This window comes from Stenotrophomonas sp. STK16_22 (assembly GCF_051984505.1).
Taxonomy (GTDB): domain Bacteria; phylum Pseudomonadota; class Gammaproteobacteria; order Xanthomonadales; family Xanthomonadaceae; genus Stenotrophomonas; species Stenotrophomonas maltophilia_A.
Window position 1 is genome coordinate 3,458,378 of sequence record NZ_CP196972.1, and the last position, 25,227, is coordinate 3,483,604.

23 protein-coding genes are annotated in these 25,227 nt (G+C 66.0%); 8 read left to right on the forward strand and 15 right to left on the reverse strand.

The annotated features are described in order from the left end of the window. Positions 1-119: 119 nt before the first annotated feature. From ACSYAO_RS16215 to rlmD, 3 genes are all read right to left on the reverse strand, one after another. A complete protein-coding gene (locus ACSYAO_RS16215; protein WP_049398295.1) occupies positions 120-815 on the reverse strand; it encodes a DsbA family oxidoreductase in 696 nt (231 codons plus the stop codon). 113 nt (positions 816-928) lie between these two features. Next, a complete protein-coding gene (locus tag ACSYAO_RS16220) occupies positions 929-1,414 on the reverse strand; it encodes a CYTH domain-containing protein (RefSeq protein WP_049461630.1) in 486 nt (161 codons plus the stop codon). Between the two features lie 34 nt (positions 1,415-1,448). Continuing rightward, positions 1,449-2,783, reverse strand: coding sequence for a 23S rRNA (uracil(1939)-C(5))-methyltransferase RlmD (gene rlmD, locus ACSYAO_RS16225; RefSeq protein WP_049461629.1), 1,335 nt, complete (start codon positions 2,781-2,783; stop codon positions 1,449-1,451). A 127-nt stretch (positions 2,784-2,910) separates the two neighbouring features. On the opposite strand from rlmD, the gene ACSYAO_RS16230 reads away from it, so the two are divergent. Beyond that, the gene (locus ACSYAO_RS16230) at positions 2,911-3,639 is read left to right on the forward strand and encodes a response regulator (protein WP_032129364.1); all 729 of its coding nucleotides are present in this window, start codon (positions 2,911-2,913) and stop codon (positions 3,637-3,639) included. Between the two features lie 458 nt (positions 3,640-4,097). Here the strand turns inward: ACSYAO_RS16230 and ACSYAO_RS16235 are convergent. From ACSYAO_RS16235 to rpoE, 10 genes are all read right to left on the reverse strand, one after another. Then, positions 4,098-5,449, reverse strand: a protein-coding gene (locus ACSYAO_RS16235; RefSeq protein ID WP_197656034.1) for an IS3-like element ISStma2 family transposase whose coding sequence is annotated in 2 segments (ribosomal slippage) — positions 4,098-5,002 and positions 5,002-5,449 — 1,353 coding nt in all. Because the reading frame shifts where the segments join, the coding sequence is not laid out codon by codon here. Between the two features lie 174 nt (positions 5,450-5,623). Next, complete coding sequence (gene recO, locus ACSYAO_RS16240) at positions 5,624-6,343, reverse strand: DNA repair protein RecO (RefSeq protein WP_032129846.1); 720 nt, start codon at positions 6,341-6,343, stop codon at positions 5,624-5,626. A gap of 18 nt (positions 6,344-6,361) precedes the next feature. After that, positions 6,362-7,258 carry a GTPase Era gene (gene era, locus ACSYAO_RS16245; RefSeq protein WP_049401335.1) on the reverse strand — a complete coding sequence of 299 codons (897 nt, stop codon included), beginning with the start codon at positions 7,256-7,258 and terminating at the stop codon, positions 6,362-6,364. After that, the gene (gene rnc / locus ACSYAO_RS16250) at positions 7,255-7,935 is read right to left on the reverse strand and encodes a ribonuclease III (protein ID WP_134951986.1); all 681 of its coding nucleotides are present in this window, start codon (positions 7,933-7,935) and stop codon (positions 7,255-7,257) included. Before rnc ends, era begins: the two co-directional genes overlap by 4 nt. After that, positions 7,925-8,308 carry a DUF4845 domain-containing protein gene (locus ACSYAO_RS16255; protein WP_010482821.1) on the reverse strand — a complete coding sequence of 128 codons (384 nt, stop codon included), beginning with the start codon at positions 8,306-8,308 and terminating at the stop codon, positions 7,925-7,927. Before ACSYAO_RS16255 ends, rnc begins: the two co-directional genes overlap by 11 nt. 52 nt (positions 8,309-8,360) lie before the next feature. Then, a complete protein-coding gene (gene lepB, locus ACSYAO_RS16260; protein WP_149909209.1) occupies positions 8,361-9,155 on the reverse strand; it encodes a signal peptidase I in 795 nt (264 codons plus the stop codon). A 54-nt stretch (positions 9,156-9,209) separates the two neighbouring features. Continuing rightward, the gene (lepA, locus tag ACSYAO_RS16265; RefSeq protein ID WP_019662169.1) at positions 9,210-11,003 is read right to left on the reverse strand and encodes a translation elongation factor 4; all 1,794 of its coding nucleotides are present in this window, start codon (positions 11,001-11,003) and stop codon (positions 9,210-9,212) included. Positions 11,004-11,182: 179 nt separating this feature from the next. Then, complete coding sequence (locus ACSYAO_RS16270) at positions 11,183-12,718, reverse strand: DegQ family serine endoprotease (protein WP_032129850.1); 1,536 nt, start codon at positions 12,716-12,718, stop codon at positions 11,183-11,185. Between the two features lie 74 nt (positions 12,719-12,792). Beyond that, positions 12,793-13,674: a sigma-E factor negative regulatory protein gene (locus tag ACSYAO_RS16275; protein ID WP_032129851.1), complete on the reverse strand. Its 882-nt coding sequence runs from the start codon at positions 13,672-13,674 to the stop codon at positions 12,793-12,795. Next, positions 13,671-14,291: an RNA polymerase sigma factor RpoE gene (rpoE, locus tag ACSYAO_RS16280; RefSeq protein ID WP_010482816.1), complete on the reverse strand. Its 621-nt coding sequence runs from the start codon at positions 14,289-14,291 to the stop codon at positions 13,671-13,673. Before rpoE ends, ACSYAO_RS16275 begins: the two co-directional genes overlap by 4 nt. Before the next feature lie 235 nt (positions 14,292-14,526). Here rpoE and ACSYAO_RS16285 point away from each other — a divergent pair, with 235 nt between their 5' ends. The 4 genes from ACSYAO_RS16285 (at position 14,527) to ACSYAO_RS16300 (ending at position 19,572) form a co-directional block, all read left to right on the forward strand. Then, positions 14,527-16,590 (forward strand): 3-hydroxyacyl-CoA dehydrogenase NAD-binding domain-containing protein, encoded by a 2,064-nt coding sequence (locus ACSYAO_RS16285; protein WP_049463328.1) that lies wholly within the window; start codon positions 14,527-14,529, stop codon positions 16,588-16,590. 622 nt (positions 16,591-17,212) lie between these two features. After that, positions 17,213-18,076, forward strand: coding sequence for a pirin family protein (locus ACSYAO_RS16290; protein WP_032129853.1), 864 nt, complete (start codon positions 17,213-17,215; stop codon positions 18,074-18,076). A gap of 121 nt (positions 18,077-18,197) precedes the next feature. Next, positions 18,198-18,917: an aquaporin Z gene (aqpZ, locus tag ACSYAO_RS16295; RefSeq protein ID WP_032129854.1), complete on the forward strand. Its 720-nt coding sequence runs from the start codon at positions 18,198-18,200 to the stop codon at positions 18,915-18,917. Between the two features lie 196 nt (positions 18,918-19,113). Next, a complete protein-coding gene (locus tag ACSYAO_RS16300; RefSeq protein WP_032129855.1) occupies positions 19,114-19,572 on the forward strand; it encodes a hypothetical protein in 459 nt (152 codons plus the stop codon). Between the two features lie 128 nt (positions 19,573-19,700). On the opposite strand, the gene ACSYAO_RS16305 is transcribed toward ACSYAO_RS16300, so the two are convergent. Then, positions 19,701-20,552: a pirin family protein gene (locus ACSYAO_RS16305; RefSeq protein WP_032129856.1), complete on the reverse strand. Its 852-nt coding sequence runs from the start codon at positions 20,550-20,552 to the stop codon at positions 19,701-19,703. 215 nt (positions 20,553-20,767) lie between these two features. Between ACSYAO_RS16305 and ACSYAO_RS16310 the strand changes: the two genes are divergently transcribed. Together ACSYAO_RS16310 and ACSYAO_RS16315 are read left to right on the forward strand one after the other, a co-directional pair. Continuing rightward, a complete protein-coding gene (locus ACSYAO_RS16310) occupies positions 20,768-22,849 on the forward strand; it encodes a carbon starvation CstA family protein (protein WP_049401342.1) in 2,082 nt (693 codons plus the stop codon). Then, positions 22,849-23,073 (forward strand): YbdD/YjiX family protein, encoded by a 225-nt coding sequence (locus ACSYAO_RS16315; RefSeq protein ID WP_005410613.1) that lies wholly within the window; start codon positions 22,849-22,851, stop codon positions 23,071-23,073. The genes ACSYAO_RS16310 and ACSYAO_RS16315 overlap by 1 nt, the downstream gene beginning before the upstream one ends. Positions 23,074-23,277: 204 nt before the next feature. On the opposite strand, the gene ACSYAO_RS16320 is transcribed toward ACSYAO_RS16315, so the two are convergent. Next, positions 23,278-24,528, reverse strand: a complete 1,251-nt coding sequence (locus tag ACSYAO_RS16320; RefSeq protein WP_049421249.1) for a DUF819 family protein — start codon at positions 24,526-24,528, stop codon at positions 23,278-23,280. A 132-nt stretch (positions 24,529-24,660) separates the two neighbouring features. Here ACSYAO_RS16320 and ACSYAO_RS16325 point away from each other — a divergent pair, with 132 nt between their 5' ends. Then, the gene (locus ACSYAO_RS16325; RefSeq protein WP_049401346.1) at positions 24,661-25,050 is read left to right on the forward strand and encodes a VOC family protein; all 390 of its coding nucleotides are present in this window, start codon (positions 24,661-24,663) and stop codon (positions 25,048-25,050) included. Positions 25,051-25,227: the final 177 nt, after the last annotated feature.

Genomic DNA, 25,227 nt, shown 5'->3' on the forward strand with positions numbered 1-25,227 from the left:
GTCGCAGAACCGGCCGACAGGCGCAGTGGTCAGAAAAAGGGGACGGAGGGGATTAAGCCGCAATCGACCCCTACGGGCTGGATACGTCTTAATTCCCTCCGTCCCCTTTTCGGATCCGGTCAGACCTTGCAGCCGTCCGGGCCGCAGGCCTCGTCGCCGTCAGCCGGGGCCGCAGGCGCGCCCTGCTCGGCGGCGATCTGGCGCAGGGCGTTGGCGAAGGCCTCGGGGGGCTGCGCCCCGGAAATGGCCCACTTCCCATCGATGACGAAGGTCGGCACCGAAGAAACGCCCAATGCATGAGCCTGCGCCAGCTTGGCTTCGACCTCGGCCAAGCCGCGGTCGGAGGCCAGCATCTGCGTGATTTCACCCGCGTCGAGGCCGCCTGCCGCGCCCGCCTTGATCAGCACCGAGGGGTCCGCCAGGTTCTGACCGTGCTCGAAGTGGGCGCGGAACAGTGCTTCGCCCACCGCATCCTGCACGCCGTGCTCGCCCGCCAGCCACAACACCCGGTGCGCCGGCAGCGTGGTCACCCGCACCTGGCCCTGGCTGAAGTCCATCGGCAGGCCCTCGGCCCGCGCGGTGGTCTGGGTCTGGCCGAGGATCTGTTCGGTACGCTCAACGCCGCCGAACTTGCGCACATAAGCCTCGCGCAGCGGCACCGGGGTGGCGTCAGCATCCGGGTCGAGCTGGAACGGCTGCCAGTGGATATCGAGTTCAGGCGCGTTGGCGCCCAGCAACTGCACGCCCTGCTGGAAACGATGCTTGCCGATCCAGCACCAGGGGCAGACCACGTCGGAGTAGATGTCGATTCTCATCCCCCCGACATGGGGCCCGCCCCCGCCGAAAAAAGGGGACGGAGGGGATTAAGTCGCTTTCCGCACAGGCGGGGTAAAGACGACTTAATCCCCTCCGTCCCCTTTTCAGGGTTTCACCACTGTGAATAGGGATGACTGGCGAGCGCGACGTTGTAGTAGCGGGCGTCGTCGGTGACTTCCGCGCCGGCCCAGTCCGGCAGCTCGATGGCCCGGTCGGCGCTGTCCAGTTCCACCTCGGCCACCACCAGGCCGGCGTTGTCGCCGAGGAACTCGTCCACTTCCCAGGTCAGGCCGGCGTGCTCGACCAGATGGCGGCGCTTGTCGATCAGGCCACCCACGCACAGCGCCAGCAGCGCGCGCGCGTCCTCCACCGGAATCGGGTAATCGAATTCCTGCCGGGTGTGGCCGATGGTGCGCGACTTCAGGTTCAGCGCAGCATGGTCGCCCTCGATACGCACGCGCACCGAGGCGTTCTGGGTACCGCGATCCAGCGCGCCCATGTCGTTGATGTAGCCCTGCGCCATGGGGATCACCCGGTGCGCAGCGGATCGCCAGCCATCGTTGATGACCAGGAATTTGCGTTCGATTTCAATGCCCATGGCGCGATTATGCGCCATGGGTGATGACAGCCGCTCAGCGCTTCTCGAACACCGCGATGCTTTCCACGTGCGCGGTGTGCGGGAACATGTCCATGGCACCGGCGCTGACCAGGGTGAAGCCCTGTTCGTTGACCAGATAGCCGGCATCGCGCGCCAGCGAGCCCGGGTGGCAGCTGACGTAGACAATGCGCTTGAACTGCTTCAGCGGCAGCTGCTGCAGCACTTCGATCGCACCCGAGCGCGGCGGGTCCAGCAGCAGCTTGTCGAAGCCCTGGCGCATCCACGGCGTGCTGCGCTGGTCCTGGGTCAGGTCGGCGCTGAAGAACTGGGCGTTGGCCAGGCCGTTGCGCACGGCATTCTCACGGGCACGCGCGACCAGGCCGGCATCGCCCTCCACACCCACCACCTCGCGCACGCGGCGCGCCAGCGGCAGGGTGAAGTTGCCCAGGCCGCAGAACAGGTCAAGCACGCGTTCGTCCTCGCCCGGCTCAAGCAGGTCCAGGGCGTGGGCGATCATCTTTTCGTTGAGCTTGGCGTTGACCTGGATGAAGTCCAGCGGGCGGAACGCCAGTTCCACGTCCCACGGCGCCAGCCGGAACGACAGCGGCACGCCCTGCCCGTCCAGCGGCTGCACGGTATCCACGCCACCGGACTGCAGGTAGATCACGAAGCCATGCTGCTGGCCGAAGGCGGCCCAGGCCACGCGGTCGGCATCGCTGAGCGGCTGCAGGTGACGCACGGTCAGGACCACGGCCTGGTCGCCGGCAATGAATTCGATCTGCGGGATATCGCGCTTGCCATCGAGCGATTCGATGAAGCTGGAAAGCGCCTCGACCTTGGTGCCGATTTCCGGGATCAAGGTCAGGCACTGGCTGAGGTCGGCGACGAATCGCGGATCCTGTTCACGGAAGCCGACCAGGGTCTTGTCCTTCTTTTCGACCCGGCGCACCGAGAAGCGGCCCTTGCGCCGGTAGCCCCAGCTCTCGCCGACCAGCGGCGCCAGCACGGTGCCCGGCTTCACGTGGCCGATGCGCTCCAGGTTGTCCATCAGCACGCGCTGCTTGGCGACAATCTGCTGGTCTTCGTCCAGGTGCTGCAGCACGCAGCCGGCGCAGGTGCCGAAGTGCGGGCACTTCGGGGTGACGCGCTGCGGCGAGGCCTGCAGCACTTCCACCGTACGCGCTTCGTCGAAATGGCGGCTGCGGGCGGTCTGTTCGGCCATGACCACCTCACCCGGCAGGGCGCCGCTGACGAAGGTGACCTTGCCGCCCTCGCCTTCACGGCGGGCGACACCGCGACCATCATGGCTGAGGTCGAGGATCTCGGTCTGGAACGGGGTACGGTCGATGCGGGAGCGGGATCGGGCCACGTGGCAACAGGCTGCGGGCAAAAATGGGGGCGTATTGTCGCAGATCCTGACCGGCAGGGTCCGGACCCGCTTGCGCCCGCCGCCGCTGTGCTTGATGATTGCAACAGCTGACATGGAGGCAGCCCTGATGCAGATGACCCCGCGGGCCAGCCGGCCCCGCTTCCTGCTTGTCGAGGACGACATCATCAGCCGCGGTTTTTTCAAGGCGGCGTTGGAAACGTTACCGGCGGACGTGGACACCGCAGACTCATTGGCCAGTGCCCTGGCCAGCGCCGAGCCCGGCGCGCATGACCTGTGGCTGATCGACGTCAACCTGCCTGACGGCAACGGCGCGCAGCTGCTGCGCGAACTGCGACGTTCACATCCCGACACCCCGGCGTTGGCGCATACCGCCGACGGTGATACCTCGATCCATGCGCGCCTGCGCGAGGCCGGTTTCAGCGACACGCTGGTCAAGCCGCTGGGCCGCGACCAGCTGCTGAAGGCGGTGCGCCGCGCCCTGGTCAACAGTCCGGCCGGGATCGTCATGGCCCAGGCGCCGGCCGCGGTCGAGCTGCAGGTACAGGACTGGGACGAGACTGCGGCACTGGCCGCGCTTAATGGCCAGCGCAACCACCTGATCGCGCTGCGCGAGCTGTTCCTGGCCGAGCTGCCAGGCGTACGCGATGCGGTCGAGCAGGCGGTGGACCAGCATGACGAGCGCCAGCTGCGCAGCCAGTTGCATCGGCTTCAGGCGAGCTGTGGCTTCGTGGGCGCGGCGCGGTTGGGCCGGGCGGTGCGCCAGTTGCATCATGCGCCGGAGTCCGGGCAGGCCCAGGCGGGGTTCCGCGACGCGGTGGCGGCCCTGCTGCATTGAGGGTTGGTCGGCAGGGCTGCGCCCTGCACCTGCTGAAGCCTTCAGGCAGTGGCAACGTCAAAGGCCAAAGCAGCATTCCGTGAGATGGCGGGGCACTGTGGGTTTGCGGGGACGGCGCAAGTACGTCCATGTAGCCTTGGTCGCCGCATCCATGCGGCTCACACCCCGCAAACCCACAGTGCCCCGCCTTCGACAGTTGGCCTGTGGCCAGTAGATCCACGCCCTGCGCGGATGAATCTCAATCGGAATCAAATATTTCGAATTGAAATCGAAACGCATCCACGCAGGGCGTGGCTCTACTGTGTCGACCAAGGTCGACACCCACCAGAGCAGAGTGCCATTCCGACAGCTCGCGAGAAACTGTCCAAGGCGAGGTGGGTCCGGTTGCGGGAGTGTCCGCGGCATGGATGCCGCGGCCAAGCCCCCATGGTGAAGTGACCCCCGAGACTTGGACGGGGTCAGGCGGCCGATTGGGCCTGCTCCCGGTACTTTACCGGGCTCAGACCTTTCAGTTTCAGTTTGATGCGCTCTTCGTTGTAGTACTGGATGTATTCCACCAGCCCAGCTTCCAGACTCTCGATGCTGTCAAAGCTGTTCAGGTAGAAGAATTCCGACTTCAGCGTCCCAAAGAAGCTTTCCATCGCCGCATTGTCCAGGCAGTTGCCGCGCCGGGACATGCTTTGTTTCAACGAGTGCTTTTCCAGCATGTGCCGGTAGTTTTCATGCTGGTACTGCCAGCCCTGGTCGGAGTGGATCATGGGGCGCTCATCCGGGGGAAGCTTCTTGATGGCCTCCTCCAGCATTTGACCCACCAGATCAAATACGGGCCGACGCTTGATCTGATAAGCCACGATTTCGCCGTTGTAGAGGTCCATGATCGGCGACAGGTATAGCTTCATGCCCTGCACCTTGAACTCGGTCACGTCAGTCACCCACTTCTGGTTGGGCCGCTCGGCATGGAACTGGCGATTGAGGTCATTGCCAACCACAACATTGGCCGCCCCCTTGAAGGCCTGGTAGCGCTTTACGCGCACCCGCGATTTCAGTCCCATCTCCCCCATCAGGCGCTGAACCCGCTTGTGATTGGTCCGATGACCCTGATTGGCTAATTCCAGCGTCACCGTGCGATAGCCATAGCGCCCTTGGCTTTGATCGTAGATTGCACGGATGCGCTCGCACAGGGCTGCCTCATCCTGATCCGGATGGGCCAGGACATGGTTCTGGTAATAGAACGTACTGCGTGACAGCTCAGCTGCTTCGAGCAGAAGCGACAGCGTATGAACCTGCCTCAATCCTTGGACGGCTTGCGCTTTGCGTCCTGCGCCGCCTGCTCTTCCCGGATCAAGGCATCGAGTTTTTTTAGGTAGTCGGTCTCCGCACGCAGATAGGCGACTTCCTTGAGCAGCTCATCGCGGCTCATATCTTCAGGCGGCTTGGACGAACGGGTCTTCTTCATCGGCTTTCGGGGCGGCGGCGGAGGGGGTGCCAACGCTTGGGCACCGCCTTGAGCATACAGGCGCCGCCATCGCCCCACCGCGCCGGCATCGCCAATTTGAAAGTAGGTGGTGGCCTCGCGCCCGGACAGGCCGTCCTGGCTCATTTTCTCCAGGACAGCCAGCTTGAACGGGAGGTCATAGGACCGGGCCTGGCGATGAAATCCCCGCCTACCATGCAGCCGATAGGTCGCCACCCAGCGCCTGACCGTGGAGAACTCCAGGCCGTGGCGACGGGCAATGGCTTTGACCGATGTGGAGGTCTTGCAGGCCTCTTTGGCGACCTGCAGTTTGAAACGCGCGTCGTATTTGTTCATGTATCCCTCGGGGTTGGATCTGGTGTCCAACTCCCGGGGGTCACTTCATGGACGGGTTTACGGCGCCCCCCCCCCCGCAACCGGACCCACCCCGCCATCCCACGGAATGCATGCTGTTGTTGCTGTTGCTTTGGCCTCGGCAGGTGCAGGGCTGCAAGCCCTGCCGAACACCCCCTACCTGCGAGGCGCGAGCTGCTCGAGCATTTCCCAGGACTTCAGGCCGCGTGGCCCGAGGTGATGGGCCAGCACCCGCCGCATCGGCAGGCGCAGGCTGGCCAGGTCGGCGGCATCGGGCTCTTCATCGGCGGCCAGCGCCAGCAGCGCAGAACCCGTCGCGGCCGCCCGGCGTTCCCCACCGCGCTCGCTGAGCAGGCGCTGCGCGCCTTCCTGTGGGTCCAGTTCGTAGCGCGCGGCCGGGTCGATCGGCTGGCCGTCGCTGGCGCTGTCCAGATCGAAACCCAGGCCCAGCGCAGACAGCAGCTCGCGCTCAAACCGGCGCAGGGTCCAGGCCAGGCCGGCGCCCACGGCCAGCCGCGCGCGTGCCTCGCCGTAGGCCAGGTACAACTCCGGCAGCGGGTCCTGGCGCGGGGCCAGGCGCAGGGTCAATTCACTCAGATAGAAGCCGGCCAGCATCGCCTGGCCGACCAGGCGCGGGGCAGCATCCAGTGCCTCGGCACCCCGCAGCTGGGCCAATTCGCCCCGCTGCTGGGCACTGAAGCGGATCCACTGCAGCGGCTGCAGGGCCGCGCGCAGCACCTGTCCCTTGGCGGTGGATACGCCACGCGCGAGCAGGCCGATCCGGCCATGCTGCGCGCTCAGCACTTCGACCAGCAGGCTGGTCTCGCGATAGGCCCGTGCATGCAGCACGAAGCCGGTGTCGTCCTCGATCATCATCGAAGCGACTGCAACGGCTTACTCGTAACCGAAGGCCTTCAGTGCGGCCTCGTCGTCGGACCAGCCTTCACGCACGCGCACCCAGGTCTCCAGGAACACCTTGGCGCCGAACAGGCGCTCCATCTGCAGGCGGGACTTGGCCCCGATCTCCTTCAGGCGGGTACCACCCTTGCCGATCACGATCGCCTTCTGGCCCTCGCGCTCGACCCAGATCACCGCACCGATGCGCAGCAGGTTGCCATCTTCGGTGAAGCGCTCGATTTCCACGGTGGTGGCATACGGCAGCTCTTCGCCGAGCTGGCGCATCAGCTGTTCACGTACCAGTTCGCCGGCCAGGAAGCGCTGGCTGCGGTCGGTGATCTCGTCTTCGCCGAACATCGGCGGCGCTTCCGGCAGCAGCGCCAGTACGTCGCGTACCAGTGCTTCCAGGCCGTTGCGCTTCTGCGCCGAGATTGGATGCACCGACGCGAAATCGCGGCCGGCCGTGACTTCCTGCAGGAACGGCAGCAGCGCGCCCTTGTCCTTCAGCCGGTCGATCTTGTTGACCACCAGCACCACCGGGATACCGGCGTCGCGCAGAACATTGAAGGCCAGGCTGTCTTCCTCGTCCCAGCGACCGGCTTCGATCACCAGCAGGCCGGCATCGACGCCTTCCAGCGAGCCGCGCGCGGCGCGGTTCATCACCCGGTTCATCGCCCGCTTCTGCACCTTGTGCAGGCCGGGGGTGTCGACCAGCACCAGCTGGCCTTCCGGATAGGTGGCGATGCCCAGCAGGCGATGGCGCGTGGTCTGCGGGCGGTTGGAAACGATGCTGACCTTGGCCCCGACCAGGGCATTGGTCAGGGTCGATTTGCCCACGTTCGGGCGGCCGATGACGGCCACGCTGCCGCAATGATGGGAAGTTTGTTCGCTCACTTGGAATCCAGTTGTTCTAGGACGGCTGCAGCCGCCTGTTGTTCGGCAAGCCGCCGCGAGGCGCCTTCGCCCTCGGTGCTGGCGGCCGGGTCGGCTACGTTGCAGCGTACCCGGAAGTGCTTGGCGTGGTCGTCACCGGATTCTGACACCAGTTCATACTGCGGCAACGCCTTCTGTCGGGCCTGCAGCCATTCCTGCAGGCGGGTCTTGGGGTCCTTCTCGGGCCGACCGGAAGCCGGCAGTGCCTCGATCGAAGCGCTGAACCAGGGCAGTACCACCGCCCGGCAGGCCTCGAAGCCGGCATCCAGGTAGATCGCGGCCACCACGGCTTCCACCGCGTCGGCCAGGATCGAGTCGCGGCGATGACCACCGGACTTCATTTCGCCGGGGCCCAGGGTCAGCCGCTCGCCCAGTTCCAGGGTGCGCCCGATCACCGCCAGCGCGCCTTCACGCACCAGCTCGGCACGGGCACGGGTCATCGCGCCTTCGTCAGCCTTGGGCCAGCGTCGGTACAACGCCTCGGCCGCCATCATGTTGACGATGCTGTCGCCGAGGAACTCCAGGCGCTCGTTGTGCGGCGCACCGGCACTGCGATGCGTCAGCGCCTGCTTGAGCAGGGTCGGGTCGCTGAAGGCATGACCGATCAGGTCGCCACGTTGGATGAATTTACTGGGCACCGCTTCGTGTCAGGTCCTGGGAAGAATCGAATTTGCCAACCACATCGAGGTTGCCGATCAGCTGACGGCGCACTTCGTAGTTGACCTTGAGGGTCCAGCCATTGTCGCGACGGTCGAACTTCACGTTGGCCGGCTTCACGTTGTCCGAATAGTTGATGTACAGGCGCTTGAAGAACAGGTCCTGGATGCGCGCCGGCTCCATGCTGCCCACGCCCGGCTCGTTGGCCAGGCTCTTCATCGCCGAGCGCACCGCGTAGTACTCCTGGTACATCGGGAACAGCTTCATGCCGATGTAGAGGAAGAAGCCAACCACGATCAGGACCGTCAGGAACGAGGTCAGGGTCATGCCACGCTGCGTGTTCATCGTCTTCATTGCGTTCTCCCCAGATACGCGTTGGATGTGAAAATACTCAGTTGGTGCCCGCTCAGTTGATGCTCGAGCCGATCCGCGACGGCTCGAAGCCATCCTTGCAGAACCAGCCCTGGCAGTTCAGCCAGATCAGGAACGCCTTGCCACGCAGGTTCTCTTCCGGCAGCAGGCCCCAGAAACGGCCATCATCGCTGTTGTCGCGGTTGTCGCCCATCACCAGGTACTTGCCGGCCGGCACGGTCCACTGGCCCTGGCCACGCGGATAGTCGGTCTCCAGCACCGTGTGGGTGCGGCCCGGCAGGTGCTCGACCAGCAGGTTGGCGCCCTCGCCCTGGCCCTTGTGGCCGGCGTAGATCCCCTTGTTGTCGTACTTCAGCGGCTCGCCGTTGAGGATCACGCCATCGCCTTCGAAGACCACGGTGTCACCCGGCACGCCGATCACGCGCTTGATGAAGTTCTCGCCCTTGGCCGGATCGTTCTCGCCATGGCCGGGGAAGTGGAACACCACCACGTCACCACGCGACGGCTCGCCAAACGGCACGATCTTGGTGTTGCTGATCGGCAGGCGCAGGCCATAGGAGAACTTGTTGACCAGGATGAAATCGCCAATCAGCAGGTTCGGCATCATCGAACTGGATGGAATCTTGTACGGCTCGGCAATGAAGCTGCGCACGACCAGCACGATCGCCAGCACCGGGAAGAACGCACGCGAGTAATCCACCAGCACCGGCTCGGAATCGAGCAGGCCCGCGCGCTGGGCGCGACGCTTGGCGAGGTACAGCTTGTCCGCAAGCAGGATCAGGCCCGAGGCCAGGGTCAGCACGACCAGGAGGATCTCAAACAGTTTCATTCAGGGTCCTTTGCAACGTCACCAGACGACCGGCCCCGCAGGGCCGGTGCGGGCTTACTTGTTGTCCATCTGCAGCACGGCCAGGAACGCTTCCTGCGGGATCTCCACGCGGCCGACCTGCTTCATGCGCTTCTTGCCTTCCTTCTGCTTTTCCAGAAGCTTCTTCTTGCGCGAAACGTCGCCACCATAGCACTTGGCCAGCACGTTCTTGCGCATGGCCTTGACCGTGGTGCGGGCGATGATCTGCGAGCCAACGGCGGCCTGGATGGCCACGTCGAACATCTGGCGCGGGATCAGGTCCTTCATCTTTTCGCACAGCTCGCGGCCGCGGCGGTCGGCATGGCTGCGGTGCACGATCAGCGACAGGGCATCGACCTTGTCGCCGTTGATCAGCACGTCCACGCGCACGAACGGGCCGGCGTCGAAGCGCACGAAGTGGTAGTCCAGCGAGGCATAGCCACGGCTGACCGACTTCAGCTTGTCGAAAAAGTCCAGCACCACCTCGGCCATCGGCAATTCATAGCTGATCTGCACCTGGCTGCCCAGGTAATTGATGCCGATCTGGCTGCCGCGCTTTTCTTCGCACAGCTTGATGATGTTGCCGATGTACTCCTCGGGAGTGAGCACGTTGGCACGGATGATCGGCTCGCGGATCTCCTCGACCTGGTTCACCGGCGGCAGCTTGGCCGGATTGTCCATGTTGATGATCGAGCCATCGGTCTTCAGGACCTCGTACACCACCGTCGGCGCGGTGCTGATCAGGTCCAGGTTGTATTCGCGCTCCAGGCGCTCCTGCACGATCTCCATGTGCAGCATGCCCAGGAAGCCGCAGCGGAAGCCGAAGCCCATCGCCTCGGAGCTTTCCGGCTCGAAACGCAGCGCGGCGTCGTTCAGGCGCAGCTTGTCCAGCGCTTCGCGCAGGTCCGGGTAGTCCTCGGCGTCGACCGGGAACAGGCCGGCGAACACGCGCGGCTGCATTTCCTGGAAGCCCGGCAGCGGCTTCGGGGCTGGGTCGCCGGCCAGGGTCAGCGTGTCGCCGACCGGCGCACCGTGCACGTCCTTGATGCTGGCGGTGACCCAACCCACTTCACCGGCCTTCAGCGCCGGCAGCACCTTGCGCTTCGGGGTGAACACGCCAACGTTGTCGACCTGGTGGTTGCGGCCGGTGGACATCACCTGCAGCTTGTCACCGGCCTTGATCTCGCCCTGCATCACGCGCACCAGCGACACCACGCCCAGGTAATTGTCGAACCACGAATCGATGATCAGCGCCTGCAGCTTGTCGGTGTCGCGCGGCGCCGGCGGCGGGATGCGGTGCACGATCGCTTCCAGCACATCCTGCACGTTCAGGCCGGTCTTGGCGCTGACCGGCACCGCGTCGGAGGCGTCGATGCCGATCACGGCCTCGATCTCGGCCTTGGCGCGCTCGATGTCGGCGGTGGGCAGGTCGATCTTGTTGATCACCGGCACCACTTCCAGGCCCTGCTCCACCGCGGTGTAGCAGTTGGCCACCGACTGCGCTTCCACGCCCTGGGCCGCATCGACCACCAGCAGCGCGCCTTCGCAGGCGGCCAGCGAGCGGCTGACTTCATAGGAGAAGTCGACGTGGCCGGGGGTGTCGATGAAGTTCAGATGGTAGGTCTGCCCGTCCTTGGCCAGGTACGGCAGCGACACCGACTGCGCCTTGATCGTGATGCCACGCTCGCGCTCGATCGGGTTGGAGTCGAGCACCTGCGCTTCCATCTCGCGGGCCTGCAGGCCACCACAGAGCTGGATGATGCGGTCGGCCAGCGTGGACTTGCCGTGGTCGACATGGGCGATGATGGAGAAGTTGCGGATGTTCCGCATCGAATCAGAAGACATAGGTGGCGGCGGCGCGCGGCGTCGTCAGGGTAACGGTCGATTATCGCATGCCCGGCGCCCGCCCGCGAAAACGGCCTCATCGGACCGGGCCCGGAATGGCCGAAGCCCCGCCAGGGCGGGGCTTCGGGGAAAAGCCGGGGCCGCCGAAGCGGCCCCGGCAGGCCTTACTGGCCAGCCTTGACCGCGACGAACGCGCTGTTGCCGCTGCCGGTGCGCACCAGCAGCATCACCACGTCGCCCTTCTTGTAGCTGGAAAGCGCACGGTTCAGCGCGTCCACGCTGCCGACCTGGGTGCTGGCCACCTGCAGGATCACCATGCCCGGAGACAGGCCCGCATCACGCGCTCCCTGGCCCTTGACCCCGGTGATGCGCACGCCTTCGCCCGATTCCAGGCCCAGCTGCTTGCGCTGCGGTGCGGTCAGGTCACTGACGTCCAGCCCCAGCAGGGCATTGGCGCCGGCCTGCGGAGCCGCATCGCTGTCGCCGGTGGCCGGGCCACGCGAACCGGCCTGCCCGTCTTCAGTCAGTGCGGTCAGGGTGGCACTGAGGTCGCGCGGCTTGCCATCACGGATAACGCCCAGGGTGACCCGGCTGCCCGGTGCCATCGCGCCGATCAGCGGCGGCAGGTCGGACCAGCTGTTGACCGGCGCACCGTTCACCGAACGGATCACATCACCGATCTTCACCCCGGCCCGGGCTGCAGCCGAGTCCGGCACGATCTGGTTGACCAGGGCGCCGCGGCTGTCCGGCAGGCCCATCGCCTGCGCCTTCAGCCCGTCGATTTCCTGCACCACCGCGCCGAGCTGGCCACGGGTGACCTTGCCGGTCTTCTTGATCTGCTCGACCGCGCTCATCGCCAGGTCGATGGGGATCGCGAAGCTGATGCCCATGTAGCCGCCCGAGGCGGAGAAGATCTGCGAGTTGATGCCGACCACTTCGCCACGGGTGTTCAGCAGCGGGCCACCGGAGTTGCCCTGGTTGATCGCCACGTCGGTCTGGATGAAGGGCACGTAGCGCTGGTCCGGACCACCTGTGCTGCGGCCGAGGGCGCTGACCACGCCGGCAGTGACCGAGTGGTCGAGGCCGAACGGCGAACCGATCGCGACCACCCACTGACCCGGCTTGAGGGAGTTGGAGTCGCCAACGCGCACGGTCGGCAGGTTCTTGCCGTCGATTTTCAGCAGTGCCACGTCGTACTGCTGGTCGCTGCCCACCACTTTCGCGGTGAACTCACGGCGGTCACCCAGCTTGACCTTCACCTCGCTGGCATCGGCCACCACGTGGTAGTTGGTCAGCACATAGCCATCGGGCGAGATGATGAAGCCCGAGCCCATGCCGCGGCCCTTGATGCTGGGGCCACCGTCCGGACCGCCCGGGCCCTGCCCCGGCATCGGGAAATCCGGGCCGAAGAAGCGGCGGAAGAACTCCGGCATGTCATCGTCGCCGCCCATCGGGCCCCGCGAGGCCTGGCGGTTGTTGCGGACGATGGTGGTGTCGACGTTGACCACGCCAGGCCCGACCTGTTCGACCAGATTGGTGAAGTCAGGCAGGCCCGTGACCAGCGGCTGGGCCGGGGCCCGCGGCGCGGCGGCCGGCGCGGCCTGGGTCTGGGCGGCCGGAGCCGGGGCCTGCGCGCAGGCCACCAACGGCAGGGTCAGGGCCAGCAGGCCCATGGCCTGCGTGCGGAGTCGGGGAGTCATCGGACGGCAACCTCCGGATCGGATGGAAAGAGGAATACGGGCCCCGCCGACGGCGGGGCGTGAAAGCGCCCGGCTCAGTCGCGCGGGCGCGGCGGCACCGGCAGGTCGTCCTGCAGGCGCGGCTCGAACGGGTAGAACGCGGCGCCCCCGGCGTGGGCCGGGAAGCTCGCATTGAGCGCGCCACCGGCAGCGGGCGCCAGGCTGGAGCGCGGCCACGGTCGCGCCTGCAGGCCACCAACCTCACCGAACGGCATGTTGCGGCTGGCATTGGCCGGCACGGTCGGGGTCAGCGGCGCCTGTGCGGCGGCCACGGCGCGTTGCGGCATGTCCTCGCGCTGGGCGGCACGCGCAGCCTGCTGGCTGCGGGTAGCGCTGGCGCGACGGGTGTCCTGGCGTCGGCTGGCCGCGGCCATGGCCACTGCCGGTACACCGGCCACGGCCATTGCGGCGGTATCCACCGAGGCTTCGGTTACCGGAGCCGGCGTCGTCGGCGCGGGCGCAAGTTCGGCCTGGCTGGCGATCACCTGCGGTGCCAACGGCTCGCCCGGGGTGGCTTCCTTCAGCTTCTCGCCGCCCATGAACAGCGCCACCGCCGCCACCGAGGCGGCCAGTGCGGCGCCACCGCCCCAGGCCCGCCAACCGCTGCGGCGCACCTCGCGGCGCGGCTCGGCCTGCGGCGCCGGTTCGGCAGCGATGGCGGCGGCCACGGCCGCGCTGAAGCCGGCCGGCGCCAGCGCCGAGGCCTGCCCGCGCATCACGTCACCCAGCAGCTGCCAGCGTTCCTGGCAGCCGGCCAGCTCGGGGTCGTGCTCCATCCGGCGCAGCAGGAAGCGCGCTTCGTCGGCGCCCAGCTCGCCATCGACCAGGGCCGACAGCTGTTCGCGATGGCGCTGGTCCAGGCGCTGCCCGGCGGGCGATTGGTGGTTCTGCGATTCGTTGAACGGATTACTGGTCATACGCGGCTCTTCTCACGGGTGGCGCTGCCGATGTCCAACAGCGGCCGGAGTTCGGTGTCGATCGCCTCGCGCGCCCGGAAGATCCGTGAACGCACGGTGCCGATCGGGCACCCCATTTTCTGCGCGATATCTTCGTAACTCAGGCCTTCCACCTCGCGCAGGGTGATCGCCAACCGGAGTTCTTCCGGCAGCGCATTGACGGCCTTCATCACCGTCTGTTCCAGTTCCTGGCGCATCAACTCGCGTTCGGGCGTATCCGTGTCGCGCAGGCGCGTCCCGCTGTCGAACTGTTCGGCGTCACCGATGTCGATGTCATCGGTCGGCGGCCGGCGATTGTGTGAAGCCAGGTAGTTTTTGGCGGTATTCACGGCGATTCGATGCAACCAGGTTGAGAACTGGGCATCGCCGCGGAAACTTCCGATCGCGCGGTACGCACGGATGAAAGTGTCCTGGGCGACGTCCTGACATTCGCTCCAGTCGGCGATGTAGCGACCGACCAGGGCCACCACGCGATGCTGGTACTTGCGCACCAGGACATCGAACGCGGCGCTCTCGCCGTGCTGCACGCGCCGGACCAGTTCCAGATCCAGCTCCTGAGGTGTATCAACATCGGCCATGAGGGGCCGCACTCCTGTCAGCCCAACCGACGTCGGGCAATGAGACTGCCAATCCCGGGAAAAGTTCAGTCGCCGATCACCTGGCGCCGCACCAGCTTTTAACCACCGTTCCGTTAGCGTCCCGGTCCACGGCCATGGATCCGGGGTCGCCACTCCCCTGCTATTGGGATTTGACGCGGGGGAAACAACCTCTGGATCATAGCCGCTTCTCCATACACAACCGGATGGAACGTCCATGCTCTCAGGCTTCGATGGTCTCCGCTTCAGCCACTGGCACCCCGAGATCCGCGACGACGGCGTGGTGGTTCTCTCCCTGGATCGTCAGGACAGCAGCGTCAACGCCATGTCGCAGGACGTGCTGCTGGAACTGGGCGACCTGCTTGAGCGCATCGCCATGGACCCGCCCAAGGGCGTGGTGATCCAGTCGCTGAAGAAGGCCGGCTTCATCGCCGGTGCCGACCTGAAGGAATTCCAGGAATTCGACCGCCGCGGCACCGTGAACGATGCCATCCGCCGTGGCCAGTCCACCTACCAGAAGCTGGCCGAGCTGCCCTGCCCGACCGTGGCGGCGATCCATGGCCACTGCCTGGGCGGCGGCACCGAGCTGGCGCTGGCCTGCCGCTACCGTGTGGCTTCGAATGACAGTTCGACCCGCATCGGCCTGCCGGAAACCCAGCTGGGCATTTTCCCGGGCTGGGGCGGCAGCGCGCGCCTGCCGCAGCTGGTGGGCGCACCGGCGGCGATGGACATGATGCTGACCGGCCGCACCCTGTCAGCCTCGGCTGCGCGTGGCATCGGCCTGGTCGACAAGGTGGTGGCACCGGCGGTGGTGCTCGACACGGCCGTAGCGCTGGCGCTGTCCGGCACCACCCGCCCGTTCAAGCAGCGCGCGACGGCCTGGGCCACCAACACCTGGCTGGCACGCACCCTGCTGGCACCGCAGATGGTCAAGCAGGTCGCACGCAAGGCCAAGAAGGACCAGTACCCGGCGCCCTACGCGCTGATCAGCACCTGGCAGCGCAGCGGCGGCAAGCCGATCCAGGCACGCCTGGATGCCGAGCGGCGTGCCGTGGTGAAGCTGGCCAGCACGCCGACCGCGCGTAACCTGATCCGCATTTTCTTCCTGACCGAGCGCCTGAAGGGCCTCGGCGGTGGTGATTCCGGCATCCGCCACGTGCACGTGGTCGGCGCCGGCGTGATGGGCGGCGACATCGCCGCGTGGGCCGCCTACAAGGGCTTCGACGTGACCCTGCAGGACCGCGAGCAGCGCTTCATCGACCCGGCCATGGAGCGCGCGCAGGCGCTGTTCGCCAAGAAGGTACGCGACGAGAGCAAGCGTCCTGCAGTGGCCGCGCGCCTGCGTGCCGATCTGGAAGGCAACGGCGTGGCCGAGGCCGACCTGGTGATCGAGGCGATCATCGAGAACCCCGAGGCCAAGCGTGCGCTGTACCAGACGCTCGAACCGAAGATGAAGCTGGACGCGCTGCTGACCACCAACACCTCGTCGATTCCGCTGGTGGAGCTGCGCGACCACATCCAGCGCCCGGCACAGTTCGCTGGCCTGCACTACTTCAACCCGGTCGCGCAGATGCCGCTGGTGGAAATCATCCATCACGACGGCATGGCGCCTGAGACCGAACGTCGCCTGGCCGCGTTCTGCAAGGCACTGGGCAAGTTCCCGGTGCCGGTGGCCGGCAGCCCGGGTTTCCTGGTCAACCGCGTGCTGTTCCCGTACATGCTGGAAGCCGCCACCGCCTATGCCGAAGGCATCCCGGGCCCGGTGATCGACAAGGCCGCTGTGAAGTTCGGCATGCCGATGGGCCCGATCGAACTGATCGACACCGTGGGCCTGGACGTGGCCGCTGGCGTTGGCCGCGAACTAGCACCGTTCCTCGGCCTGCAGATTCCGGCCGCGCTGCAGACGGTGGAACCGGACAAGCGCGGTAAGAAGGATGGCCAGGGCATCTATACCTGGGAAAACGGCCGTGCGAAGAAGCCGGACGTGGCCAGCGATTACCAGGCACCGGCCGATCTGGAGGACCGCCTGATTCTGCCGCTGTTGAACGAAGCGGTGGCCTGCCTGCACGAAGGCGTGGTGGCCGATGCGGACCTGCTGGATGCCGGCGTGATCTTCGGCACCGGCTTCGCACCGTTCCGCGGTGGTCCGATCCAGCACATCCGCGCGGTGGGTGCCGACGCGATCGTCGAGCGATTGAAGGCGCTGCAGCAGCGCCATGGTGACCGTTTCGCCCCGCGCCCGGGCTGGGACAACCCCGCCCTGCGCGAACCGGTGGTGTGAATTTATCGGCCGGGCCTGCGGCCCGGCACCCGCAGAGGCAACAGCAACAGCCGAAGCCAGAGCCGGAGCAACAGCCGGCTCTGGCTTTTCTGTTTGTTGGGCGGGGTGGTGTGGGCTTGCAGGACACGCCGTAAACCCGTCCATGGGGGCTCGATGGCGCCATCCATGGCGCCAACGGTCCTGCAAGCCCACACCGCCCCACCCCTGACAGTTTCCCGGTGACGGTCAGTGACCTTCGGGAGCTGGTAGGTGTCGACCTTGGTCGACACGCTTGGTCCACGCCATGCGTGGATGCGAGCGAAGCGACCGGCGTTTGATTTTGATTTTCTTTTTTCTTCTCCGTGGCTGGACGCACACGGAAACTGTCAGAGGCCGGGCGGGGTGGGTTCGCGGGGGTGTCCGCGGCATGGATGCCGCGGCCAAGCCTCCAAGGACGGATTCACGGCGTCCCCCGCGAACCCACCCCGCCCGGCCAAGCGCGGCTTTTGCTTTACGCGACCAACCCCACAGCCACGAGGGGCTGCGCCGTTGGCTGGAACAACCTGTTACCCATACGGGGCATGTCCCCGTCACAGCTGCATGCGATGCTGATCACCTGATCCCTGCCAGCGAGAACGCCCGCATGACCACCATCATCGCCCCGCGCGTGCACGACATCGGCGGCCTAGAAGTCCGCCGGGCCGTCCCGACCCTGCAGGCCCGCAGCATCGGCTCGTTCGTGTTCGTCGACCAGATGGGCCCGGCACTCATGCACCCCGGCACCGCCATCGACGTGCGCCCGCATCCGCATATCGGCCTGGCTACCGTCACCTACCTGTGGTCGGGCGCGATCGGCCACCGCGACACGCTGGGTTCGGATCAGGTGATCCGTCCCGGTGACGTCAACTGGATGACCGCCGGCCGCGGCATCGCCCATTCCGAGCGTACGCCGCAGCCGGACCGCGACCATGACAACCCCATCCACGGCATGCAGACCTGGGTGGCGCTGCCGAAATCGCATGAGGAAATCGAACCGGCGTTCTACCACCATGCCGCCGCCACCCTGCCCGAGCAGCGCCGCAATGGCGCATGGCTGCGCGTCATTGCCGGCCGCGCCTACGGCGAAGAATCGCCGGTGAAGGTGTTCGCCGATACGCTCAACGTGGCGATCGACCTCGACCCGGATGCGGAAATCGATATCGACAACGGCCACCGCGAGCGCGCGTTGTACATCCTCGAAGGCGACGCGCAGCTGGATGGCGTGGACATCCCTGCCCAGCACCTGGTGATCCCCGAGGCTGGTGCGCGTGGCCGCCTGCGCGCGAAGACGCCGGTGAAGGCGATGTTGTTCGGTGGCGAGCCGCTGGATGGCCCGCGTCACCTGTGGTGGAACTTCGTGTCCAGCTCGAAGGAACGTATCGAACAGGCCAAGCACGACTGGGAAGCCGGTCGCTTCGGCACCATCCCGGGCGACGACAAGGAATTCATCCCGCTGCCGCAGTACTGAACATCGCGTGTTGCACACATCCGAAGGTGTATCCCTGCACCCGGCGTTGACACTACAGTCACCCGCTGATCATTGAAATGTGACATAAATCACACTTTCGACCGTCAAAGGAGTGCAACACATGAGCATGGGTAAACGCTTGTCCGCCGAGTTCCTCGGCACGTTCTGGCTGGTTCTGGGTGGCTGTGGCAGTGCCGTGCTGGCCGCCAAGTTCGGCGGTGACGGCAATCCGCTGGGTATCGGTTTCCTCGGCGTTGCGCTGGCCTTCGGCCTGACCGTGGTGACCGGCGCCTATGCGTTCGGCCATATCTCCGGCGCGCACTTCAATCCGGCGGTCAGTGTCGGCCTGTGGGCCGGCGGTCGTTTCCCGACCAAGGACCTGATCCCGTACATCATCGCCCAGGTCGCCGGCGGCCTGCTGGCCGGCTTCATCCTGCTGCAGATCGCATCGGGCGCCAGCGGCTTCGCCATTGATGGCAGCCAGGCCGGTGCATTCGCCAGCAACGGCTACGGCGCGCTGTCCCCCGGCGGCTACAGCGTGGCCGCGGCCTTCCTGTGCGAAGTGGTGCTGACCGCCGTGTTCCTGATCGTGATCATGGGCGCCACCCACGGCAAGGCACCGGCCGGGTTCGCCCCGCTGGCGATCGGCCTGTCGCTGACCCTGATCCACCTGATCAGCATCCCGGTCACCAACACCTCGGTGAACCCGGCCCGTTCCACGGCGGTGGCCTTCTTCGCCGGCAGCGGCGCGGTCAGCCAGCTGTGGCTGTTCTGGGTCGCCCCGCTGCTGGGCGGCGCGATCGGCGGCATCATCTACAAGTGGATCGGCAACGACCGCTGAGGCCTGTGCGGACCATTGCGGCCGACCATCGGCCGCAATGGTTACGCGTGTAACCGCGATTTGTGCGATCGCTCACGTTCCGTTAAGGTTGAGTTGACCGTCCGTGCACATGCCGGCCGGGGCGGCATCCGGGGATGGGATGCCAAGGCTGCCGGTCCATCCGGCGGAGCCAACGACACACCACCTTGGGGGATGCATGAAGTTCGCGCCTGTAGTGTTGTCGAGCCTGCTGTTCGCGGTGGCCCAGGCCGCCGCGCAGGCTCCCACCGAATGTCCTTCATTGCCGGCCAGCAGCGGCCTGCAGTGGCAACAGCAGGCACAGGCCGATTTCCTGGTCTGCCGCGCCAGCACCGGCGATGGCCGCGAGGTACTGAGCCTGATGCTCAGTGCGCGCGATCCCAACCTTCCATTGAACCGCTCGCTGCGCCAGGAAAAGGGCAGCTTCGGCGGTGAATCGCTGTACTGGTACCAGCCCGATCTGGGTGGCCAGCAGCCGCCCGGCTATGCCGAGCGTCGCATCAGTGTGGTCAAGCTCGACAAAGGGCGTTACGCGCAGATTTCGCTGTATCCGGACAGCGCGCAGGAACTGGGCTCGCTGCAGCAGCTGGCGCAGGGCATGAGCCTGACCCCGTCGGCCGTGGCCGCGGGGCGCTGAAGGTGACGGGGATGACTGCCTGGCAGCATCCCCGCAATGCGAGCCGATCCGACGGTAGTGCCGGCCGCTGGCCGGCACCCCGATCCGCCTTTGTCCGAGGCTGCTGCCGGCCAGCGGCCGGCACTCCCTCAGAACTTGCCTTCCTGGAAATCGACGAAGGCCTGCATCAGTTCCTGCCGCGTGTTCATCACGAACGGCCCGTGGCGCATCACCGGTTCGCGCAGCGGACGGCCGGCCACCAGGATCAACCGCGCACCTTCGCTGCCGGCCGAGAGGTGCAACTGCTCGCCACCGCCCAGCACCGCCAGTTCCTGGCGTGCAACGTCGCGCGCGGCGTCCTGCTCACCCACGGTCATCGCACCTTCGAACACGTAGGCGAACGCGTTGTGCCCCTCCGGCAGCGCATAGGTCCAGGCCCGGTCGGGCGCCAGCGTGATGTCGAGGTAGAGCGGATCGGTGGCCGGCTGCACGATCGGCCCATCGGTGCCGTCCACGCTGCCGGCAATCACCTTCACCTCCACGCCCGGCTCCGGGTGCACCACGGGAATGCGCTCGGGTGCGAATTCCTGATACTTCGGCTCGGTCATCTTCTCCTTCGCAGGCAGGTTCACCCACAGCTGGAACCCGCGCATCTGCCCGCTTTCCTGCTCGGGCATCTCCGAATGCACCAGGCCACGGCCAGCGGTCATCCACTGCACGCTGCCCGGGGTGAGCAGGCCTTCGTTGCCATGGTTGTCGCGATGCCGCATGCGCCCGTCGAGCATGTAGGTGACGGTCTCGAAACCACGGTGCGGGTGTTCCGGGAAGCCGGCGATGTAGTCCTCGGCGCGGTCGGTACCGAACTCATCAAGCAGCAGGAACGGATCCAGGTCGGGCAGCGTCGGGCCGCCGATGACGCGGGTCAGGCGCACGCCGGCACCGTCGGAGGTGGGCATGCCACGGATGGTGCGCAGTACGCGGACCGGTTCGGGAAAGCTCATGGCGACTCCTGTTGGATGGGTGCCACTGAAGATGGACGCCACACGGCCGTAGGCCAATGGATGGCTCCGCAACCGATTGTTCCATCCCTGATGTTCGCTGCACGTCAGCGCAGCCGCCGTACGACCAAAGTACTACCGCCGATTCGTCCTGTGCCAATTGACCCTGTCGTGGGCAAGCAGGACTCTTTGTCTGTCTTTCCGGGAGAGAGCACCTCATGAAAGGGTTTTCCAAACTGGGCTGGGCGGTACTCGCTCTGCTCGGCGCGTTCTGTCTGGGCACCGTGGCGCTGCGCCGCGGCGAACACATCAATGCCCTGTGGATCGTCGTCGCGGCGGTGTCGCTGTACCTCGTCGCCTATCGCTTCTACAGCCTGTTCATCGCCAACAAGGTGATGCAGCTGGATCCGACCCGGGCCACCCCGGCGGTGATCAACAACGATGGCCTGGACTACGTTCCGACCAACAAGCACGTGCTGTTCGGCCACCACTTCGCCGCCATTGCCGGCGCCGGCCCGCTGGTCGGCCCGGTCCTGGCCGCGCAGATGGGCTACCTGCCCGGCCTGCTGTGGCTGGTGGTGGGCGTGGTGTTGGCCGGTGCGGTGCAGGACTTCATGGTCCTGTTCCTGTCCAGCCGCCGCAATGGCCGCTCGCTGGGTGACCTGGTAAGAGAAGAGATGGGCCAGGTGCCCGGCACCATCGCGCTGTTCGGTGCGTTCCTGATCATGATCATCATCCTGGCAGTGCTGGCGATGGTGGTGGTCAAGGCGCTGGCCGAAAGCCCGTGGGGCATGTTCACGGTGATCGCGACGATGCCCATCGCGATCCTGATGGGCGTGTACATGCGCTACATCCGCCCCGGCAAGATCGGCGAGATCTCGGTGGTTGGCCTGATCCTGCTGCTGGCCGCGATCTGGTACGGCGGCAAGGTCGCCGCCGATCCGGTCTGGGGCCCGGCCTTCACCTTCACCGGCACCCAGATCACCTGGATGCTGATCGGCTACGGCTTCGTCGCCTCGGTGCTGCCGGTGTGGCTGCTGCTGGCCCCGCGTGATTACCTGTCGACCTTCCTCAAGATCGGCACCATCATCGCGCTGGCCATCGGCATCCTGGTGGTGATGCCGGAACTGAAGATGCCGGCGCTGACCCAGTTCGCCGCCAGCGGCGACGGCCCGGTGTGGAAGGGCGGCATGTTCCCGTTCCTGTTCATCACCATCGCCTGTGGCGCGGTCTCCGGTTTCCATGCACTGATTTCCTCCGGCACCACGCCGAAGCTGCTGGCCAATGAAGCGCACATGCGCTACATCGGCTACGGCGGCATGCTGATGGAATCGTTCGTCGCGGTGATGGCGCTGGTGGCGGCCTCGATCATCGATCCGGGCATCTATTTCGCGATGAACAGCCCGGCGGCGGTGATCGGTGCCGATGCGGCCTCGGCCGCGCACTACATCACCAACACCTGGGGCTTCACCATCACCCCCGAGCAGCTGACCGCGACTGCGGCGGCGATCGGTGAACCGACCATCCTGCATCGTGCAGGTGGCGCGCCAACACTTGCGGTAGGCATCGCGCAGATCCTGCACGAAGCGATTCCCAGTGGCAGCGACGCGATGATGGCGTTCTGGTACCACTTCGCGATCCTGTTCGAAGCGCTGTTCATCCTCACCGCGGTGGACGCCGGTACCCGTGCGGGCCGCTTCATGCTGCAGGACCTGCTGGGCAACTTCGTGCCGGCCCTGAAGAAGACCGAATCGTGGACCGCCAACATCATCGGTACCGCCGGCTGCGTGGCGCTGTGGGGCTACCTGCTCTACACCGGCGTGGTCGATCCGTTCGGCGGCATCCAGACGCTGTGGCCGCTGTTCGGCATCTCGAACCAGATGCTGGCCGGCATCGCATTGATGCTGGGCACGGTGGTGCTGTTCAAGATGAAGCGTGACCGCTATGCATGGGTGACTGCGGTACCGGCGGTGTGGCTGCTGATCTGCACCACCTACGCCGGCTTCATCAAGATCTTCGACAGCAATCCGGCACAGGGCTTCCTGGCACAGGCACACAAGTTCCAGGCCGCGCTCGCCAGCGACACCATCACTGCACCGGCCAAGTCGGTGGCGCAGATGAAGCAGATCGTGGTCAACGCCTACGTCAACACCGGCCTGACCGCGCTGTTCCTGCTGGTGGTGGGCGCGGTGCTGGTGTATTCGATCAAGACCATCCTGGCGGCCCGCCGCAATCCGCAGCGCACTGACCGCGAGACCCCGTACGTGGCGCTGAAGCCGCATGAAATGGTGGATCTGTGATGAGTACCCAACTGGTTCCCGCCGGCCAGTACCAGGCGCACCGCCGCATCTGGCGGCGCTTGGTGCAGACCGCACGACTGTGCTGTGGCATTCCTGATTACGACAACTACGTCCGGCACATGCTGGAAAAACATCCGGACCAGGAGCCGATGGACTACAAGACGTTCTTCCGCGAGCGCCAGGAAGCGCGTTATGGCGGACGCAACGGTGGCCGCTGCTGTTGAGGGTCCGGTTCAACAGCGCTCGAATGACGTTGAGTGGATCCACGCCATGCGTGGATGAAGCCTGGCAGATATCGAGTTGAGTCCGGGGTCGGATCCGTTTCCTCCGGGAAACGGATCTGACCCCTTCCTTGTTCATGGATACCCATGAAATGCATCCACGCATGGCGTGGATCTACGGAAGCATGACGCCAGGGCGGTCCGAACTCAGCCGGTGGCCATCCACTTCAGGATCAGGCCGGTGACGTAGGCCAGGCCCGTGCCGGTGGCATAACCCACCGTACCCAGCAGCACGCCCACCGGCGCCAGCGTCGGATGGAACGCCGCCGCCACCACAGGGGCCGAAGCGGCTGCGCCGATGTTGCCCTGCGAACCAATGGCGAAGAAGAACAGCGGCGCGCGCAGCAGCTTGGCCACCACCCACAGCACCAGCACGTGCGTGGCCATCCAGATCGCGCCGAGCAGGAACAGCCACGGCCGATCCAGCAGCGACAGCAGGTTCATCTGCATGCCGATGCAGGCGATCAGGAAGTACAGGAACACCGTGCCCAGCCGCGAAGCGCCTGCCGCTTCCAGCCGGCGCGCACGGGTGAAGCTCAGGCCCAGGCCCATCGCCGTGGACAGCAGGATCACCCAGACGAACTGGCTGTCGAGGCTGAACTGGCTGGCCCAGCTGACATTGGCCTTGAACCAGCCTGCCAGCGGCGCGGCGATGGCATGGGCCAGGCCAACGCCGCCCAGTGCCACGCCAACGATCACCATCAGGTCGGTCATGCTGGGAATGCGCGCGTTCTGCGCCTCGTAGGCACTGATGCGCGCCTTCATCTCGTCGATGGCACGGGTGTCGGCACCATTGCGGGTGTCGATCTGCTGTGCGCGGTTGGCCAGGAACAGCAGGATCGCCATCCACAGGCTGGCACAGGCCACGTCAACCACCGCGAACTGGCCGAAGGTGGTGGCATCGGTGCCGAACACCTCGCGCATGGCGACCATGTTGGCGCCGCCACCGATCCAGCTGCCGGCCAGCGCCGCCATGCCGGCCCAGGTATCACCGGCCACGGTTTCCGGATGGATCAGCTTCATCAGCTGGAACGAAACGATGGCGCCGAGCATGATGCCGGCGGTACCGGCACAGAACACGATCAGCAGTTTCGGGCCGAGCTTGATGACGCCTTTCAGGTCGATCGACAGGGTCAGCAGGACCAGCGCGGCCGGCAGCAGCACGTCACGCGCGACCGGGTTGTACAGCGAGGTGTTGTGGCCATCGATGACACCGGCGGTGTTGTAGACGGCGGGGATGAAATAGCACAGCAGCAGGGCCGGCACCCAGGCGAAGATCTTCTTCAGCAGCGGGGTTGGACCACTGGCGGCCCAGAAGATCAGGGCCAGGGTGGCGGCAATCAGGCCCAGTCCAACGATGTCGTTGCTGATCAGGGCAGTAGCGGGTTCGGTCGGCATGGGATCCTCTGTCGATCGAAAGAGCGGAGAAAAAAAGCGCCGCATAAGGCGGCGCAGATCGAGATTAACATTGTCTTCACGCCCGGTCATGCTGCAGTGCCGACACCCCCCATCCCGTCAGGGAGCCCACTCATGCAGCTTGGTGCCTTTTCGGTCAGCCTCTCGGTGAAGGATCTCGCGGCCTCCCGTGCCTTCTACGAAGCCCTGGGCTTCTCGGTCACCGGCGGCGATCCGGCACAGAACTGGCTGGTGATGCGCAGCAACGGCACGGTGATCGGGCTGTTCCAGGGCATGTTCGAGGGCAACCTGCTGACCTTCAACCCCGGCTGGGACCAGCACAAGCAGGAACTCCCCCACTTCCAGGATGTGCGTGAGCTGCAGGCAGAGCTGGATACCAGGGGCATCGAACTGGCGGTCCGCACCGATCCTGATGGCCAGGGTACGGGCTATCTGCAGTTGGCCGATCCCGACGGCAACGTGATCCTGATCGACCAGCACGTGGCGCGACCGAACGGGCGTTGAAGCGGACAGCCATTGCCTGGGTGGGCGTCGACCTTGGTCGACGAACGGCATGCCAACCAAGGTTGGCATCTACCAGAGCACGCCCAGCCACCGCCGGGGCATGCCAACCAAGGTTGGCATCTACCAGAGCACGCCCAGCCACCGCCGAGGCATGCCAACCAGGGCTGGCACCTACCA